A 15,873-nucleotide genomic window follows, 5' to 3' on the forward strand; every position below is an offset into this window, starting at 1 on the left:
GCCTCCACTCCAGCCAGCATCTTGAATCACAGAACCGACTGATCGGGAATCCCCTTCGATTCCGTCAAATCAGGAACCGCTCTAGAACCACATATCCCGCACGCAGCGACCATCTCTCGGCAAATCCTCGAATGTATCGAGACCATCGAAATGGTCGATCGGGAGATCGGCGACGGCCTCGGGCGGCGCAAGCCTCACATTGACGGCGATGCGGTAGCGCCCAGCCGCATCGGGACGCAAACCGCGCCAGGCCAGGACGCAAGCGCACGTTGGACAGAAGAGAATCTCAAGTGAAGGATGAGCCTTTCCGACGCGACTATAGGCGCTTACGGGCCCCGCAAGGCGGATGCGTTCGTCGACATAGTCGTAAGCCCAGAGCGTGCCGTAGCGGCGGCAAAGTGTGCAGTTGCAGGCAGTGACCGAACCGGGATCGCCCTCCAGGGTCCAGCGGGCGGCACCGCAGTGGCAGGTTCCCGTCAGCATTTCCTCCTCCGCGTTTCGACCACAAAACGGCATCTCGTTCTTAGCATTGCGTCGCGCCTGGCGCGAGGTTCGACTGGGAGCGGAGCGGCTTGATGCGTTCACCGCTTTTCCAGCCATGCCTTGTCTCATCGCCAATATCCTTGCCATCATCGTTGGCATTCGCCATGAAGGCCGATGACTTCCCTTCCGCCAGCCAGCATACGCCAGAGGCTCGACGAATTGCTCGTCCAGCGCGGCCTGTTTGCCAGCCGCTCGCGTGCCCGCGATGCCGTGGCGCGCGGCACCGTGACGGTCGATGGCATCGTCGCCCGCAAGCCAAGCCAGGCCGTTCTGCCTGAGTGCAACATCGTCGTTGACGATCCGGCGCAAGGTTACGTGTCGCGCGCCGCACTGAAGCTGAAGGCTGGTCTCGACCATTTCGGCCTCGACCCCACCGGCAGCGAAGCCCTCGATGTCGGCGCCTCGACCGGCGGCTTCACGCAGGTGCTGCTCGAACGCGGCGCGGCGCATGTCACGGCGATCGATGTCGGGCACGGCCAGATGCACTCCGACGTTGCTGGCGATCCGCGCGTGACGGTAATTGAAGGCCTGAATGCGCGCGAACTGTCGGCAGCCGATCTCGGCGGCCGTGTGCCGGATTTCATCGTCTCGGACGTCAGCTTCATCTCGCTGAAACAGGCGCTGCCGCCGGCGCTTGCCTTGGCCAGGAACGGCGCAAAGGCTGTGTTTCTGGTCAAGCCGCAGTTCGAGGCCGGCCGCGAGGCGATCGGCAAGGGCGGCCTGTTGAAGGACCCCTATGATGCGGCGCGCATTGCCGGCCTGATGCAGGACTGGCTCGATGCCATTCCCGGCTGGCGCTCGCTGGGGCTGCATCTGTCGCCGATAGAAGGCGGCGACGGCAACCGCGAGTTCCTGCTCGGCGGCATCAAGGACGTCGAGACCCAGAAGCGATGAACACCCGTTTCACGATCGCAAGGTTGGGCTCGCAGGGCGACGGCATCGCCGAGACGGAAACCGGCGAGGTTTTCATTCCGTTCGCGCTGCCGGGAGAGGTCGTCACCGCCGCGCGGGAGAAAGATCGCGCCACCTTGATGTCGGTCCTTGAGGCTTCGCCGTTGCGGGTCGATCCGCCGTGCCGGCATTTCGGCGCATGCGGCGGCTGCGCCGTCCAGCATCTCGAGACTGAAGCCTATCACCGGTGGAAGCGCGAAAAGGTCGTGCATGCGCTGAAGAGCAAGGGCATCGCCTGCGATGTCGGCGCGCTGGTGCCATGCGCGCCGCACACGCGCCGCCGCGTCGTCTTCACCGCCCGGCGGAGCGAGGCGGGAATTCAGTTCGGCTTTGTTCGCGCGCTGTCATCCGAGATCATCTCGATCGAGGAATGCCCGATCTCGCTGCCGCAGATCGTCGCTGCGCTCGACCGTTTGAGGATGCTTGCCGGGCTGATCTGCACCACGACCAAATCGTTCCACATGGCGGTAACGGTGACCGGTTCCGGCCTTGATGTCGCGGTTCACGATTCCGGCAAGCTCGGCGAGAACCAGCGCCGCGTCGCGTCCAACTTCGTCATCGCCGAGGGGCTAGCCAGGCTGTCGGTCGACGGCGAGATCATTATCGAACCAAAGAAACCGGTCGTCCTGTTTGATGGCGTCACCGTCGCACTGCCTCCGGGCGCTTTCCTGCAGGCGACCGAGGCTGCCGAACGGGCGATGGCCAACATTGTCGGCCAGCATTTCGCGCGCGCCAAAAAGGTCGCCGATCTCTTCGCCGGCTGCGGCAGCTTCGCGCTGCGCCTGGCCGCAAGATCGGAGGTTCACGCGGTGGAAGGCGATGCGGCAGCACTCGCGGCGCTCGACCGGGCATTCCGTTTCGCCAGCGGCCTGAAGCGGGTGACCGGCGAACGTCGCGACCTGTTCCGGAGGCCGCTCACATTCAAGGAGTTGAATGCCTTTGACGGCGTAGTCTTCGACCCGCCCCGCGCCGGCGCCGAGGACCAGTCGAAGCAGATCGCGCGCTCCGACGTGCCGCTCGTCGCCGCGGTGTCCTGCAATCCGGCAACGCTGGCGCGGGATCTTCGCATCCTCCTCGATGGCGGTTACGCCTTGAAGAGCGTAACCCCGATCGACCAGTTCCTGTGGTCGCCACATGTCGAGGCAGTGGCATTGCTGGAGAAGCCCAAGAGAAGGCGCTAGTCTAGCTGCATTTATCGGGCGTGAAATGCGCACTAGAAAAGCGCATTTGAGCGTACGCCGGTCAAATTTCGGCATCGCGCTGCGGCGAGGAGCGGACGCCGTTTCTCTCGTCGAAGCGGGTGGCTGGACTGCTCGGGGTCACTATGACCGAACTGGCGGGCCTGAGCGGCATCGCCCGCAACACGTTTGCCGCTAAGACCGGAGCGCGCAAGGTCGACGCCGCATTGAGCCCCATCATTCGTATTCTGGCGACGGCCGGCGAGATGACCGGCGATCAAGTGCGTGCAGCGATCTGGTTCAAAACATCAGCCGATCCCGGCTGGGTGGGAAAGACCGCCTATGATCTGGTTTGCGAAGGCAAGACGGATAATCTCGCTTACCTGAAGGCCGCTCGTTCCGGTATCTATGCCTGAACGGCGCGCCTTCATGCCAGGCTGGGTGGCCATAAACTGCTATGCTTCTTGCACGCCGTCATATCCAGCCGCCTGCGCTGCCGTGACGAACTTACGATCAAAAGTCGCGAAGCCAACGCAGTGAGCAGATTTGCCCAGATGCAGCGCATCAGCGAAATCCAATCCCCTTTCCGAGAGGTCGAGCGCGGACGACACGACCGTCCCGTCTTCCACCTCTACCGTAGGGAGCCCGCTAAACGCCCGTAGCGTGCGGGCGATTTCGAGCGGTGCCAAACCGTAGGCGCTGCGCAACACCCACTCGACCTCCAGCATTACCGTGACGGCGACAAAGACTGGCTGGCTATCGATCAACGCGCGGGCGCGGGAAGACCGAGTCGGGTGATCGTCCGTCAGGTAGCGGACGATCAGGTTGGTATCAATCGCGAGCATGGCGCCGCCGCGCTTCGGCGAGCACGCCCGCGTCCATTTCTTCCAACGTCTTCGGCCTGCCGCTATAGCGCAGCGATCCAAACACGTCCTCTGGCCGCGTCTCGGCGAAGACTGGCGCAGGCTTCAGTAGCACGCCCTCCGGGGTATCTTCGACCAGAAGCCGTGTGCCGGCGTCCCATTCTCTCCGTTTCTGGATCGAACTGGGCAGGATGACCTGTCCCTTGGTCGAGACGGTGGTCACGAGCTTTTCCGCGGCAGCCATGATGGCGCTCCTCTGGATGTAAGACGAACGTAAGATAAGTGAAAATCGACAGGACGGACAGGGTGTTCGAAGCCGGCCGCATCAAACCCTGGTGCCGCCGACCGTCATCTGGTTCATCCTGAGATGCGGCTGGCCGACGCCGACCGGCACGCCCTGTCCGGCCTTTCCGCACATGCCGATGCCGGTGTCGAGCTTCATGTCGTTGCCGATCATCGCCACACGATGCATGGCATCCGGCCCGTTGCCGATCAGCATGGCGCCCTTGATCGGCTGCGTTACCTTGCCGTTCTCGATCATGTAGGCCTCGGTGCAGCCGAACACGAACTTGCCCGAAGTGATGTCGACCTGGCCGCCGCCGAACGACACGGCATAGATGCCATTCTTGACCGAGGCAATGATTTCCTCCGGCTCCATGTCGCCTGCGGTCATGTAGGTATTGGTCATGCGCGGCATCGGCTCGTGTGCGTAACCTTGGCGCCGCCCGTTGCCGGTGGCTTTCATGCCCATCAGACGCGCGTTCTGGCGATCCTGCATGTAACCGACCAGCTTGCCATCATCGATCAGCACGTTGTGGGCAGAAGGCGTGCCCTCATCGTCAACGGTCAGCGAACCACGCCGCTCGGGAATGGTGCCGTCGTCGACGACGGTGACGCCTTTCGCCGCCACCTGCTGGCCAAGCAGGCCGGCGAAGGCAGATGTCTTCTTGCGGTTGAAATCGCCTTCCAGCCCGTGGCCGACGGCCTCGTGCAGCATGACGCCCGGCCAGCCGCTCGACAGCACGATGTCGAAAGTGCCGGCAGGCGCGGGAACCGCTTCGAGATTAACCAGTGCTTGCCGCAGCGCCTCCTTGGCCGCATGCTTCCAGCTGTCCTCGATCAGGAACTCGCCAAAATCCTTGCGCCCGCCCATGCCGTAGGAGCCGCTCTCCTGGCGGTCACCGTCGCCGACCACCACCGACACGTTGATCCTGACCAGCGGGCGGATGTCGCGGACCATCTGGCCATCAGCGCGCACGATCTCGACATGCTGCCAGGAGGCGGCGAGCGATGCCGTCACCTGTCGGACGCGCGAATCCTCGGCCCTCAGCCAGGCATCGATTTCCTGAAGCAGCTTGGCCTTGGTCTCGAAGGAAGGCGAGGGGATAGGGTTTCCGTCGCCGTAGAGATGGCGGTTGGTGCGGGCGGGAGCCGCAGCAAGCGTGCCGGAATAGCCGCTCTTCACCGTCGAAACCGCATCGGCGGCGCGCAGCAGCGAGGCTTCGGAGAGATCACTGGAATGGGCGTAGCCGCTGGCCTCGCCGGCGACTGCGCGCAGGCCAAAACCCTGGTCGGTGTTGAAATTGGCGGTCTTCAGCTTGCCATTGTCGAACATTAGCGCTTCGCTTTCGCTGTATTCGAGAAACAGTTCACCGTCGTCGGCGCCGTTTATAGTCTGGGCGACGATCTGCTTGATGCGATCGTCGGAAATGTCGAATTGGCCGATCAGGCTGTTCATGGCGCTGGCCTCTTGATAAGTGATTTTACGGCATGTAGGCGCCTGGGCGCCGTTCGGCAACTTCACGGTGGAACACCACGACCTAAGTCACGCGGCGTGCCATCATGATTTCGTCGATCTCCCTGCCTTCATGAAGAAAGGCGGCCGGTATGCAGCCTATTTCGTGAAAACCTTCTCGTTGATAGAATCGTATGGCCGCTGGATTTTCAGCACTTACAGCCAGCTCGACCTGCCTTATGCCCAATGCTCGGGCGTGATCGAGCAGCAGATTGAGCATCTTGACGGCGTATCCGCCGCCACGCTCGCTGCCGCGCAAATAGACCATGACGATCGTCGCGCGGTGCATCATCTTGCTGGCCGGCTGGCGCATCAGGCCCATTATGCCGACAGGCTCCCCGCTCCGAAAGCTGACGACGACCAGGTTGTTCGTCAGGCGCCGCCGCCATTCCTCGTCGGGAAGTTGCTCCCATTCCGCTGCGCTGCTGGCGAAGGCTTCGGGCGCAGCGCGCAAAGCCTCCAGGCGAATTCGCTTGAATATCTCGAAGTCGTCCGCATCGAGCAGTTTCAGCGTCAAACGTGCAGCCTCAAGGCAGGGCGGCAAAGCCGTCGGCGAAACCCTTGAGGTCGACGGGAATGCCGATACCCTCTTCCGGCGTCTGGAAGACGATGAAGGTGGCGGACGTACCGGTCTTCAGCGTGTCGAGCAGCGGCTTTTCCAGGATGACCTCGGCGTAGCAGCCGTCCTGGAAACAGCGCACGAAATAGGCGCGGCCGATATCCTTGCCGTCGACATTGAGGCCGAGCCCGTTGGGCAACAGCACACCGAGCGGCGCCAGCACGCGAAGGATTTCGGCCTTATTGTCGGCTGTACGCAGCACGACCACGGAAAGACCCATTTCCGGGCGGTCCTCGGCGACGACGTTCTGCATCATCACGCATTGTTCGGACGTAGCACCGGCCGGCGTATCGCAGATGATCGACCACGCCCCATGCGTCGACTTCACGGTGCCGCTTGGCTGCGCGGCATTGGCCAAGCCGGCGCCGGGCAAGGCTATTGCGGCGGCAACAAGGATGACCTTCGCCAAGGTTCTCGAAAGCCAAGGGTTCATGACGGCTCCATTGCGAATCACGGCACTTTAAGCCGCACTAAACTCAAGTAAAGGACGAGACCCCGGCGATCTGCCCCGACACAGGCGACAATGCGCTTTTCCGTGCCAATTTCGCCCTAATTGCGACGATTCCGCGCGCCGCGCGGCTCATTCTACTCGGATGCCGCTCTGGTGATTCGCGGCGAGCCGTCACCGCACGAAGCCAGCGCCGCGCTTGCGCGCAAAAATGCCGCACGGGTTCCGGCGCTCCTTTCTTGCGGAGGCAAATAGAGTATGGTTTGAACCAGCCTTGAATTGTCCGGGATTCCCGTCTCGGCATTGTTCGACATTCTTGCGGTCCGATCGCGAGGAACTGGGAGATGACGAGGGCGATGAGAAAATTCCTGGCAACCGCCAAAATCGTAGCTAGTGCCGCCGCCACGTTGTTTGCCGCTGCATCGGCTCGTGCAGCCCAGCCCCAGCCTTGGGAAACCAGTTTTCAGCCTGCGGCGACCGACATTATGAGGCAGATCGAGTGGTTCGGGAACTACTCGTTCGCGTTCATCATAGTGATCACCGCCTTGGTGCTTTTCCTGATCGCCTACTGCATTTTGCGGTTCCGGGCGAGCGTCAACCCGACCCCGTCGCGCACCAGCCACAACACCCTGATCGAGGTCATCTGGACTGTCGGTCCCGTCGTCATCCTGCTCTGTCTCGCCATTCCCTCGTTCCAGCTGCTGACCGCGCAGTACACGCCGCCGGAAGAAGCCAAGCTGACCGTCAAGGCGACCGGAAATCAGTGGAACTGGGACTACGAATACCAGGTCGACAATACGCTTTCCTTCAATTCCGCGATCCTTCAGGATGCCGACAGGGCTGCTGCCGGCAAGGAAGATCGCGCCGCGTATCCGCGCCTGCTCGCCGTCGACAATGAGATGGTGGTGCCGGTCAACACCATGACCCGGGTGCTGGTGACGGCGACCGATGTCATTCACGCCTTTGCCATGCCGTCCTTCGGCATCAAGACCGATGCGGTGCCGGGCCGCATCAACGAAGTGTGGTTCAAGGCCGACAAGGAAGGCCTCTATTATGGCCAGTGTTCGGAACTCTGCGGCAAGGACCACGCCTTCATGCCGATCGCTATTCGCGTCGTCTCAGATGCGCAATATAAGACCTGGCTGGCGGCAGCCAAGACCGACCTTCCCGGCGCCAACAAGGCGCTGATGGCCGAGGTCGATGGCACGAACAAGGTAGCGGCCGCCGGCAACTGATGCCGCGACCAGAAAAGATTCAGGGAACGGAGCCGATCATGGCAGACGCTGCAGTTCACGACGACCACGACCACAAGCCGTATCATGGCTGGGTCCGGTGGGTGTATTCGACCAACCACAAGGACATTGGCACGCTTTATCTGATCTTCGCGATCATGGCGGGCTGCATCGGTGGCGCCTTGTCGGTCGTCATGCGCATGGAATTGCAGGAGCCGGGCATCCAGATATTCACTGGCCTGGCGCAGATGGTCTACGGCATGAATGGTGACGCCGCCATCGACGGCGGCAAGAGCATGTACAATGCTTTCACCACGGCGCATGCGCTGATCATGATCTTCTTCATGGTTATGCCGGCGCTGATAGGCGGTTTTGCCAACTGGATGGTGCCGATCATGATCGGTGCGCCGGACATGGCCTTCCCGCGCATGAACAACGTCTCGTTCTGGCTGCTGCCGCCGGCTTTCATCCTGCTGATTATCTCGGCCTTCGTCCCGAGTGCGCCCGGCGCCTACGGCGTCGGCGGCGGCTGGACGCTTTATCCGCCGCTATCGACATCGGGCCAGCCCGGACCGGCCATGGACCTGGCGATCCTTTCAATCCACATCGCCGGCGCCTCCTCGATTCTTGGCGCCATCAACTTCATCACCACCATCTTCAACATGCGCGCGCCCGGCATGACCATGCACAAGATGCCGCTGTTCGCCTGGTCGGTGTTGATCACCGCCTTCCTGCTGCTTCTGTCGCTTCCAGTTTTGGCCGGCGGCATCACCATGCTGTTGACCGACCGCAATTTCGGCACCACCTTCTTCGCCCCGGACGGCGGCGGCGATCCGATCCTGTTCCAGCACCTGTTCTGGTTCTTCGGCCATCCGGAGGTCTACATTCTGATCCTCCCGGGTTTCGGCATCATCAGCCACATCATCTCGACCTTTTCGAGGAAGCCGGTGTTCGGTTATCTAGGCATGGCCTATGCGATGGTTGCCATCGGCGCGGTGGGCTTCATCGTCTGGGCCCACCACATGTACACGACGGGCCTGTCACTCGACACACAGCGCTATTTCGTCTTTGCCACCATGGTCATCGCGGTGCCGACGGGTGTGAAGATATTCTCGTGGATCGCCACTATGTGGGGCGGGTCGATCTCGCTCAAGACGCCGATGCTGTGGGCGATCGGCTTCATCTTCCTGTTCACTGTTGGCGGCGTCACCGGCGTGCAGTTGGCCAATGCCGGCCTCGACCGCCCGCTGCACGACACCTATTTCGTGGTCGCGCACTTCCACTACGTGCTGTCGCTGGGCGCGGTCTTCGCCATCTTCGCCGGCTGGTACTACTGGTTCCCGAAAATGACCGGCTACATGTATTCGCCCGTGATCGCCAACACCCACTTCTGGGTCACTTTCGTCGGCGTCAACCTGGTCTTTTTCCCGCAGCACTTCCTCGGCCTTTCCGGTATGCCGCGTCGCTATATCGACTATCCGGATGCCTTCGCCGGCTGGAATATGGTGTCGTCCTACGGCTCGTACATCTCGGCTGTCGGCGTCGTCATCTTCCTGTTCGGCGTCTTCGAGGCGTTCCAGAAGAAGCGTGTCGCCGGCGCCAATCCTTGGGGCGAGGGTGCGACCACGCTGGAATGGCAGCTGCCTTCGCCGCCGCCGTTCCACCAGTGGGAACAGTTGCCGAAGATCAAGTAGGCGGTTGCCTCCTTTAATACGGAACCGCCGGCCGACCGGCGGTTTTGGCCAACGGAATCATGGACTCTAAGTACGCATGGCCCTTGCCGAAGACAGACTGATTGACGAGCCAGGCTTCCGCATCTCGGAAGCGACGGCGGGCGATTTCTTCGCTCTGCTGAAGCCGCGCGTCATGTCGCTGGTGGTGTTCACCGCGTTTGTCGGCATGGTCGCCGCTCCGGTGACCATCAATCCGCTGCTGGCGGTGATCGCGATCCTGGCTATTGCCATTGGTGCTGGCGCGTCCGGTGCGCTCAACATGTGGTACGACGCAGACATCGATGCGGTGATGACGCGCACCGCCGGCCGTCCCGTGCCGGCCGGCCGCATCCGGCCAGGCGAGGCATTGAGCTTCGGGCTGGTGCTGTCGGTTCTGTCGGTGATGACCCTCGGCGTGCTGGTCAACTGGTTGGCCGCATCGCTTCTAGCCTTCACCATCTTTTTCTATGCTGTCATCTATACGATGTGGCTGAAGCGCTGGACGCCGCAGAACATCGTCATCGGCGGTGCTGCCGGCGCCATTCCGCCGGTCATCGGCTGGGCGGCGGTAACCGGATCGGTCAGCCTCGAAAGCTTGGTACTGTTCCTGATCATCTTCCTGTGGACGCCACCGCATTTCTGGGCGCTCGCGCTGTTCAAGTCGGAGGACTACGCCAAGGCAGGCATTCCGATGATGCCGAACGTCGCCGGCCATCCCGCGACCAGGTGCCAGATCTTTGCCTATGCGCTGGTCCTCGCGCCGGTTGGCGTGCTGCCATGGGTTCTTGGCTTCACCACGCCGGCCTATGGCATCGTTGCATTGCTGCTCGGCGCCGGCTTCGTCTGGTATGCGTGGAAGGTGCTGCAAATGGCCGATGACGACAGGGCGATGAAGCCGGCCAAGGCCTTGTTCGGCTATTCGCTGCTTTATCTCTTCGCTATCTTCGCCACCTACCTTGGCGATTGCGTCGTCGCGCGCGCGCTGACCATCGGCGGAGCATGAGCATGGCCGAAAAGAAGCTTGAACTGGTCACGCTGACCGACCGTCAGCAGAAGGCGCGCCGCAATCGCTCGGCCGCAATCGGTTTCGCGCTGGCGGCGCTGGTCGTCATATTCTACGTCGCGACCATCGTGAAATTTGGCCACAGTTTCCCTGGCTCGATGTGAGCTGACGATGACCAGGCAAACAGTCACCGATCCTACGAAGAAGAATACGAACCGCGTCGTCGCTGCCGTCTGCATCGCGTTTTTCGGCGGCATGATCGGCATGGCCTACGCCGCGGTGCCGCTCTATGCGATGTTCTGCCAGGCGACAGGCTACGGCGGCACGGTCAAACGGGCGACCCAGCAATATGCCGATCGGGTGCTCGACCGCGACATCACCATCCGCTTCGATGCCAACACCGCCGGCGTTCCCTGGCAATTCCAGCCGGTCGACCGCTCGATCACCATCAAGATCGGCGAGACCGCCGAGGCGCACTTCAGCGCGACGAACAAATTCAGCCGGCCCATCACCGGACGCGCCACCTTCAATGTACAGCCTGAACTGGCCGGACCTTACTTCAACAAGGTCGAGTGTTTCTGCTTCACCGACACGACGCTGAAGCCGGGCGAGACGCTGGATATGCCGGTCGTGTTCTATGTCGATCCCGACATCGTCAACGCGCCGGAATTGAAGGATTTGAGGACGATTACCCTGTCCTACACGATGTTCCCGGTCGACAAGACCAAGCCGGTCGCATCATCGGTGCCGGCCGACGGCCGCCGCAACAAGATTTCAGATACCGAAGCAAGCCTCGGGGGTTGATATGGCAGACGCACACGCAAAACCACAGCATGACTATCATCTCGTCGACCCGAGCCCGTGGCCTTTTCTGGGCTCCGTCGGGGCGCTGGTGACCGCGATCGGCGGCGTCTGTTACATGCAGTATCTCAAGGGCGGCGATTTCCCGATCTTCGGTTTCAACATTGCCAATCCGTGGCTGTTCTTCATTGGCCTATTGATCGTCATCTACACGATGTTCGCCTGGTGGTCTGACACCATCAAGGAGGCGCATGAGGGTCGCCACACCCGCGTCGTGTCGCTGCATCTGCGCTACGGCATGATCATGTTCATTGCCTCCGAGGTGATGTTCTTCGTCGCCTGGTTCTGGGCCTTCTTCGACGCCAGCCTGTTTCCGGGCGAGGTCCATCAATACGCCCGCACCGCCTTCACCGGCGGCGTTTGGCCGCCCAAGGGCATCGAAGTTCTCGACCCCTTCCATCTGCCGCTCTACAACACCGTCATCCTGCTTCTGTCGGGCACCACGGTGACATGGGCGCATCACTCGCTCATCCACGGCGACCGCAAAGGCCTGATCAATGGCTTGGTGCTGACCGTCGGCCTCGGCATGCTGTTCACCATGGTGCAGGCCTACGAGTACATGCACGCGCCGTTCGGCTTCAGGGATTCAATCTACGGCGCCACCTTCTTCATGGCGACCGGCTTCCACGGCTTCCACGTCATCATCGGCACGATCTTCCTGTTGGTCTGCCTGATCCGCGCCATGAAGGGCGACTTCACGCCCAAGCAGCATTTCGGCTTCGAGGCCGCCGCCTGGTACTGGCACTTCGTCGACGTGGTGTGGCTGTTCCTGTTTGCCTCGATCTACGTCTGGGCATCGAACGGCGCGATGATCGAACCGCATTGAGATCGACCTGAGGAAATCGACAAGGCGGCTGCGGCGACGTGGCCGCCTTATCTTTTGCGGCAAATGCTCCTAGGATGATCGCATGAGCGACGACAAGGCGATCTGGCCACCAATCGATCCGGTCTCGGCCGGCCTGCATGGCCGCTGCCCGCGCTGCGGCGAGGGCAAGCTGTTTTCTGGATTCCTCACGGTCGGCAATCGCTGCACCAATTGCGGCCTCGATTATTCCTTCGCCGATGCCGGCGACGGGCCGGCGGTGTTCGTTATCCTGATCATCGGCTTCATCGTCGTCGGCCTGGCGTTGTGGACGGAGGTGACGCTCAATCCGCCGCTCTGGCTGCATCTGCTGCTGTGGATTCCGCTGACGCTGGTGCTTTGCCTGGCGGCGCTCCGGCTGATCAAGGGCGTGCTGCTGACGCTGCAATACCGCAACAAGGCGGCCGAGGGCCGACTGGACCGCGGCGAATGAGCGAGGCATCAGGTTTGGTGACCGGCCGGTCGCGGCCCAAGCGCGCATTGGCGCTCGGCCTGGGTATCATCGTGTTTTTGATCCTGCTGGCGCTCGGCACCTGGCAGGTTCAGCGCCTGCACTGGAAAGAGGGCCTTCTCGAGACGATAGACCAGCGCACGCATTCGGCGCCCGTGCCATTGGCCGAGGTCGAAAAGCGGTTTGCTGCCACCGGCGACGTGGACTACACGCCGGTAACGGTGACCGGCACTTTCCTGCATCAAGGCGAGCGGCATTTCCTCGCCACCTGGGAAGGCCAGTCCGGTTTCGATGTCTTCACGCCGCTGCAGCTCGACAATGGCCGTTTCGTACTGATCAACCGCGGCTTCGTGCCTTACGATTTCAAGGACTCAGCCAAGCGGCCGCAGGGGCAGGTAACGGGCGAAGTGACGGTGACGGGGCTCGCCCGCAACCCGCTGCCGGCCAGGCCCTCGATGATGCTTCCCGACAATGATCCGCAGAAGAACATCTTCTACTGGAAGGATCGTGATGCGATGGCCTCGAGCGCCGGCCTGCCGGCAGGTGCGGCGCTGGTGCCGATCTTCATCGATGCGAACGCCACGCCCAACCCCGGCGGGCTGCCAGTCGGCGGCGTCACCGTCATCGACCTGCCGAACAGCCATCTGCAATATGCGATAACCTGGTACGGCCTTGCCGCCGCCCTTGCCGGTGTCCTTATCTCCTGGCTCCGCCGCCCGGCGAAAGACCAATGATCGCCGCCACTACCCTTGACAGGGCAGGGCCGCGCACCTCATTTCGCGCCTAGAGCTCAGAAGTCACAGTCCGATCAACCGGCCTACAATCAGCGTAAGATGCAATCATGCTTCACACAAAGCCACCGCTGACCATCCGGCTTTGCCAGCCGCGCGGTTTCTGTGCCGGCGTCGACCGTGCCATCCAGATCGTCGTGCTGGCGCTGAAGAAATATGGCGCGCCGGTCTATGTCCGCCACGAGATCGTGCACAACCGCTACGTCGTCGAAGGGCTGCAAAGCCTCGGCGCGGTGTTCATCGAGGAGCTCTCCGAGATCCCGCCCGAGCATCGCCAGAGCCCGGTCGTCTTTTCGGCGCATGGCGTGCCGAAATCGGTGCCGGCCGACGCCCAGTCGCGCAACCTCTTCTATCTCGACGCGACTTGCCCGCTGGTCTCGAAAGTCCACAAGCAGGCAATGCGCCATCAGCGGCTTGGCCGCCACGTGCTTTTGATCGGCCATGCCGGGCATCCAGAGGTGATCGGCACAATGGGCCAGTTGCCGGATGGCGCGGTCACTCTGATCGAGACCGAAGCCGACGCCGCAAGCTTCGTGCCTGCAGACCCGCAGGCGCTCGGCTTCGTGACCCAGACGACGCTGTCGGTCGAGGACACCGCTGGTATCATTCGCGCCCTGCAGCAACGTTTTCCCGAGCTGCACGCGCCGGCGGCGGAATCGATCTGTTATGCCACCACCAATCGCCAGGAAGCGGTCAAGGAAACAGCGGCCGGCGCCGATCTCTTCCTGGTTGTCGGCGCACCTAACTCCTCCAACTCGCGGCGCCTGGTCGAAGTGGCCGAGCGCGCCGGCGCCTCGATGTCGCTTCTCGTGCAGCGCGCCTCCGAAATTCCGTGGAATGAGATTGCCGGCATTTCGACGCTCGGCCTGTCGGCGGGCGCCTCGGCGCCGGAGATCATCGTCGACGAGATCGTCGATGCGTTCAGGCAGCGCTTCGACGTGACCATCGAGCTGGCCGTAACAGCGACGGAGACGGAGGACTTTCCGGTGATGCGGGTGTTGCGCGATGTCGAACTGACGACCGCCGACATGGCCTTCGTCAACGGGGCCGCGTAACAACGATGGCGGTCTACACCGACGTCAACGAGGGCGAGCTCGGCGCATTCCTCAGGAACTATCCGGTCGGCGACCTCCTGTCCTACAAGGGCATCGCCGAAGGCACCGAAAACTCGAATTTTCTGCTGCACACCAGCACCGGCTCCTACATCCTGACGCTTTACGAGAAGCGCGTCGACAAGGCTGACCTGCCGTTCTTTCTCGGCCTTATGGCCCACCTCGCCAGAAAGGGCATTTCGTGTCCGCTCCCGGTCACCGCACATGATGGCGGTGTCATCGGAACACTTGCCGGTCGGCCGGCGGTCATCATCACCTTTCTCGAAGGCCTGTCGCTGCGGCGGCCGACGGCTGCGCATTGCGGCGAGGTCGGCAAGGCGCTGGCGGCACTGCATCTCGCCGGCGCGGATTTTCCGATGACCCGCCCCAACGCGCTTGCCATCGATGGCTGGCGCAAGCTGTGGAATGCCGCCCGCGCCCGCGCCGACGAGGTCGAGCCGGGACTGGCGGCCGAGGTCGATGCCGATTTCGCCGATTTCGAGCGGAACTGGCCGGACGGTCTGCCGCAAGGCATCATCCATGCCGATCTTTTCCCGGACAATGTGTTCTTCCTCGGCGAGAAACTGTCCGGGCTGATCGACTTCTATTTCGCCTGCAACGACCTCTACGCCTATGACGTTGCCACGTGCCTGAACGCCTGGTGCTTCGAGAAGGATTTTTCCTTCAATCTGACCAAGGGCACGGCGCTGCTTGCCGGCTACCAAAGCGTGCGGCCGTTGAGCAGTGACGAGAAAGCTGCGCTGCCGATGCTGGCGCGCGGCTCGGCGCTGCGCTTCATGCTGACCCGGCTCTACGACTGGCTGACGGTTCCGGACGGCGGGCTGGTGATGAAACGCGACCCGACCGAGTATATTCGCCGGATGCGCTTCCACCGGGCGATCAACTCTCCTTCCGAATATGGACTGACATGACCAAGCGCGTTGAAATCTTCACCGATGGTGCCTGTTCGGGCAATCCCGGGCCTGGCGGCTGGGGCGCAATCCTGCGCTTCAACGGCGCCATCAAGGAGCTCCATGGTGGCGAGGCTCTGACCACCAACAACCGCATGGAGTTGTTGGCGGCGATCTCGGCGCTCAACGCGCTCAAGGAGCCTTGCGTCGTCGACCTTTATACCGACAGCAACTACGTCAAGGACGGCATTTTCGGTTGGATCGATGGCTGGAAGCGCAACGGCTGGAAGACCGCCGCCCGGCAGCCGGTGAAGAATGCCGAGCTGTGGCAGCAGCTCGACGCGGCGCGCAACCGCCATCAGGTCACCTGGCATTGGGTCAAGGGCCATGCCGGCCATCCTGAGAACGAGCGCGCCGACGAATTGGCGCGGCTCGGCATGGCGCCATTCAAGACGAAGTCGGCGAAACCGGTGCTCGCGTCCGTGCCGCCGAAGGAAGGCACCCAGTCCAGGCAATCGGCGGCCAAGAAGGTTCGGCGCTCGACCCAGAGTTATTGATCCGG

At 62.3% G+C, this 15,873-nt stretch carries 20 protein-coding genes; 14 read left to right on the top strand and 6 right to left on the bottom strand.

Annotated features, from left to right (window positions below):
- Nucleotides 1–81 precede the first annotated feature (81 nt).
- Entirely contained in the window at nucleotides 82–483 is a 402-nt protein-coding gene (locus NKH83_RS22660; RefSeq protein WP_352807762.1) for a GFA family protein, read from the bottom strand.
- A gap of 174 nt (nucleotides 484–657) precedes the next feature.
- Here NKH83_RS22660 and NKH83_RS22665 point away from each other — a divergent pair, with 174 nt between their 5' ends.
- The 3 genes from NKH83_RS22665 to NKH83_RS22675 all read left to right on the top strand — a co-directional run bounded on the left by NKH83_RS22665 (nucleotide 658) and on the right by NKH83_RS22675 (nucleotide 3,088).
- Entirely contained in the window at nucleotides 658–1,437 is a 780-nt protein-coding gene (locus tag NKH83_RS22665) for a TlyA family RNA methyltransferase (RefSeq protein WP_352807580.1), read from the top strand.
- Entirely contained in the window at nucleotides 1,434–2,675 is a 1,242-nt protein-coding gene (locus tag NKH83_RS22670) for a class I SAM-dependent RNA methyltransferase (protein WP_352807582.1), read from the top strand. The genes NKH83_RS22665 and NKH83_RS22670 overlap by 4 nt, the downstream gene beginning before the upstream one ends.
- A gap of 65 nt (nucleotides 2,676–2,740) precedes the next feature.
- Nucleotides 2,741–3,088: a DUF2384 domain-containing protein gene (locus tag NKH83_RS22675; RefSeq protein ID WP_352807763.1), complete on the top strand. Its 348-nt coding sequence runs from the start codon at nucleotides 2,741–2,743 to the stop codon at nucleotides 3,086–3,088.
- A 39-nt stretch (nucleotides 3,089–3,127) separates the two neighbouring features.
- Here the strand turns inward: NKH83_RS22675 and NKH83_RS22680 are convergent, their stop codons facing one another.
- The 5 genes from NKH83_RS22680 to NKH83_RS22700 form a co-directional block, all read right to left on the bottom strand.
- Nucleotides 3,128–3,517 carry a type II toxin-antitoxin system VapC family toxin gene (locus tag NKH83_RS22680; protein ID WP_254818448.1) on the bottom strand — a complete coding sequence of 130 codons (390 nt, stop codon included), beginning with the start codon at nucleotides 3,515–3,517 and terminating at the stop codon, nucleotides 3,128–3,130.
- Entirely contained in the window at nucleotides 3,504–3,779 is a 276-nt protein-coding gene (locus NKH83_RS22685) for an AbrB/MazE/SpoVT family DNA-binding domain-containing protein (RefSeq protein ID WP_352807584.1), read from the bottom strand. The genes NKH83_RS22680 and NKH83_RS22685 overlap by 14 nt, the downstream gene beginning before the upstream one ends.
- An 81-nt stretch (nucleotides 3,780–3,860) precedes the next feature.
- Nucleotides 3,861–5,273, bottom strand: a complete 1,413-nt coding sequence (gene tldD / locus NKH83_RS22690) for a metalloprotease TldD (RefSeq protein ID WP_352807585.1) — start codon at nucleotides 5,271–5,273, stop codon at nucleotides 3,861–3,863.
- Nucleotides 5,274–5,355: 82 nt separating this feature from the next.
- Nucleotides 5,356–5,847, bottom strand: coding sequence for a GNAT family N-acetyltransferase (locus NKH83_RS22695; protein ID WP_352807587.1), 492 nt, complete (start codon nucleotides 5,845–5,847; stop codon nucleotides 5,356–5,358).
- A gap of 10 nt (nucleotides 5,848–5,857) precedes the next feature.
- The gene (locus NKH83_RS22700) at nucleotides 5,858–6,382 is read right to left on the bottom strand and encodes an invasion associated locus B family protein (protein ID WP_254818452.1); all 525 of its coding nucleotides are present in this window, start codon (nucleotides 6,380–6,382) and stop codon (nucleotides 5,858–5,860) included.
- A gap of 371 nt (nucleotides 6,383–6,753) precedes the next feature.
- On the opposite strand from NKH83_RS22700, the gene coxB reads away from it, so the two are divergent.
- The 11 genes from coxB to rnhA all read left to right on the top strand — a co-directional run bounded on the left by coxB (nucleotide 6,754) and on the right by rnhA (nucleotide 15,868).
- Complete coding sequence (gene coxB, locus NKH83_RS22705; protein WP_254818655.1) at nucleotides 6,754–7,632, top strand: cytochrome c oxidase subunit II; 879 nt, start codon at nucleotides 6,754–6,756, stop codon at nucleotides 7,630–7,632.
- Nucleotides 7,633–7,670: 38 nt separating this feature from the next.
- Nucleotides 7,671–9,323, top strand: a complete 1,653-nt coding sequence (gene ctaD / locus NKH83_RS22710) for a cytochrome c oxidase subunit I (protein ID WP_352476671.1) — start codon at nucleotides 7,671–7,673, stop codon at nucleotides 9,321–9,323.
- 76 nt (nucleotides 9,324–9,399) lie between these two features.
- A complete protein-coding gene (locus tag NKH83_RS22715) occupies nucleotides 9,400–10,344 on the top strand; it encodes a heme o synthase (protein WP_352807589.1) in 945 nt (314 codons plus the stop codon).
- A complete protein-coding gene (locus tag NKH83_RS22720; protein ID WP_502895604.1) occupies nucleotides 10,341–10,508 on the top strand; it encodes a cytochrome c oxidase system small membrane protein in 168 nt (55 codons plus the stop codon). The genes NKH83_RS22715 and NKH83_RS22720 overlap by 4 nt, the downstream gene beginning before the upstream one ends.
- Before the next feature lie 7 nt (nucleotides 10,509–10,515).
- Nucleotides 10,516–11,148 (top strand): cytochrome c oxidase assembly protein, encoded by a 633-nt coding sequence (locus NKH83_RS22725; protein WP_352476673.1) that lies wholly within the window; start codon nucleotides 10,516–10,518, stop codon nucleotides 11,146–11,148.
- Nucleotide 11,149: 1 nt separating this feature from the next.
- On the top strand, nucleotides 11,150–12,031 hold the full coding sequence (locus tag NKH83_RS22730) for a cytochrome c oxidase subunit 3 (protein ID WP_254818455.1): 882 nt from the start codon (nucleotides 11,150–11,152) through the stop codon (nucleotides 12,029–12,031).
- An 82-nt stretch (nucleotides 12,032–12,113) separates the two neighbouring features.
- Entirely contained in the window at nucleotides 12,114–12,500 is a 387-nt protein-coding gene (locus NKH83_RS22735; protein ID WP_254818456.1) for a DUF983 domain-containing protein, read from the top strand.
- Complete coding sequence (locus NKH83_RS22740; RefSeq protein WP_352807592.1) at nucleotides 12,497–13,252, top strand: SURF1 family protein; 756 nt, start codon at nucleotides 12,497–12,499, stop codon at nucleotides 13,250–13,252. Before NKH83_RS22735 ends, NKH83_RS22740 begins: the two co-directional genes overlap by 4 nt.
- Before the next feature lie 107 nt (nucleotides 13,253–13,359).
- On the top strand, nucleotides 13,360–14,364 hold the full coding sequence (ispH, locus tag NKH83_RS22745; protein ID WP_352807594.1) for a 4-hydroxy-3-methylbut-2-enyl diphosphate reductase: 1,005 nt from the start codon (nucleotides 13,360–13,362) through the stop codon (nucleotides 14,362–14,364).
- Between the two features lie 5 nt (nucleotides 14,365–14,369).
- Nucleotides 14,370–15,332 carry a homoserine kinase gene (locus NKH83_RS22750; protein ID WP_352807596.1) on the top strand — a complete coding sequence of 321 codons (963 nt, stop codon included), beginning with the start codon at nucleotides 14,370–14,372 and terminating at the stop codon, nucleotides 15,330–15,332.
- Entirely contained in the window at nucleotides 15,329–15,868 is a 540-nt protein-coding gene (gene rnhA, locus NKH83_RS22755) for a ribonuclease HI (protein WP_352476676.1), read from the top strand. Before NKH83_RS22750 ends, rnhA begins: the two co-directional genes overlap by 4 nt.
- Nucleotides 15,869–15,873 lie beyond the last annotated feature (5 nt).

The organism is Mesorhizobium sp. M0909, assembly GCF_040319515.1.
In the GTDB taxonomy this organism is placed as follows: domain Bacteria; phylum Pseudomonadota; class Alphaproteobacteria; order Rhizobiales; family Rhizobiaceae; genus Mesorhizobium.

Excerpts from the sequence above, each read along its gene's own strand:
- NKH83_RS22660 (WP_352807762.1), bottom strand. The coding sequence starts at position 483 with ATGCTGACGGGAACCTGCCACTGCGGTGCCGCCCGCTGGACCCTGGAG.
- NKH83_RS22665 (WP_352807580.1), top strand. The coding sequence starts at position 658 with ATGACTTCCCTTCCGCCAGCCAGCATACGCCAGAGGCTCGACGAATTG.
- NKH83_RS22670 (WP_352807582.1), top strand. The coding sequence starts at position 1,434 with ATGAACACCCGTTTCACGATCGCAAGGTTGGGCTCGCAGGGCGACGGC.
- NKH83_RS22680 (WP_254818448.1), bottom strand. The coding sequence starts at position 3,517 with ATGCTCGCGATTGATACCAACCTGATCGTCCGCTACCTGACGGACGAT.
- NKH83_RS22685 (WP_352807584.1), bottom strand. The coding sequence starts at position 3,779 with ATGGCTGCCGCGGAAAAGCTCGTGACCACCGTCTCGACCAAGGGACAG.
- tldD (WP_352807585.1), bottom strand. The coding sequence starts at position 5,273 with ATGAACAGCCTGATCGGCCAATTCGACATTTCCGACGATCGCATCAAG.
- NKH83_RS22700 (WP_254818452.1), bottom strand. The coding sequence starts at position 6,382 with ATGAACCCTTGGCTTTCGAGAACCTTGGCGAAGGTCATCCTTGTTGCC.
- coxB (WP_254818655.1), top strand. The coding sequence starts at position 6,754 with ATGAGAAAATTCCTGGCAACCGCCAAAATCGTAGCTAGTGCCGCCGCC.
- ctaD (WP_352476671.1), top strand. The coding sequence starts at position 7,671 with ATGGCAGACGCTGCAGTTCACGACGACCACGACCACAAGCCGTATCAT.
- NKH83_RS22715 (WP_352807589.1), top strand. The coding sequence starts at position 9,400 with ATGGCCCTTGCCGAAGACAGACTGATTGACGAGCCAGGCTTCCGCATC.
- NKH83_RS22720 (WP_502895604.1), top strand. The coding sequence starts at position 10,341 with ATGAGCATGGCCGAAAAGAAGCTTGAACTGGTCACGCTGACCGACCGT.
- NKH83_RS22725 (WP_352476673.1), top strand. The coding sequence starts at position 10,516 with ATGACCAGGCAAACAGTCACCGATCCTACGAAGAAGAATACGAACCGC.
- NKH83_RS22730 (WP_254818455.1), top strand. The coding sequence starts at position 11,150 with ATGGCAGACGCACACGCAAAACCACAGCATGACTATCATCTCGTCGAC.
- NKH83_RS22735 (WP_254818456.1), top strand. The coding sequence starts at position 12,114 with ATGAGCGACGACAAGGCGATCTGGCCACCAATCGATCCGGTCTCGGCC.
- NKH83_RS22740 (WP_352807592.1), top strand. The coding sequence starts at position 12,497 with ATGAGCGAGGCATCAGGTTTGGTGACCGGCCGGTCGCGGCCCAAGCGC.
- ispH (WP_352807594.1), top strand. The coding sequence starts at position 13,360 with ATGCTTCACACAAAGCCACCGCTGACCATCCGGCTTTGCCAGCCGCGC.
- NKH83_RS22750 (WP_352807596.1), top strand. The coding sequence starts at position 14,370 with ATGGCGGTCTACACCGACGTCAACGAGGGCGAGCTCGGCGCATTCCTC.
- rnhA (WP_352476676.1), top strand. The coding sequence starts at position 15,329 with ATGACCAAGCGCGTTGAAATCTTCACCGATGGTGCCTGTTCGGGCAAT.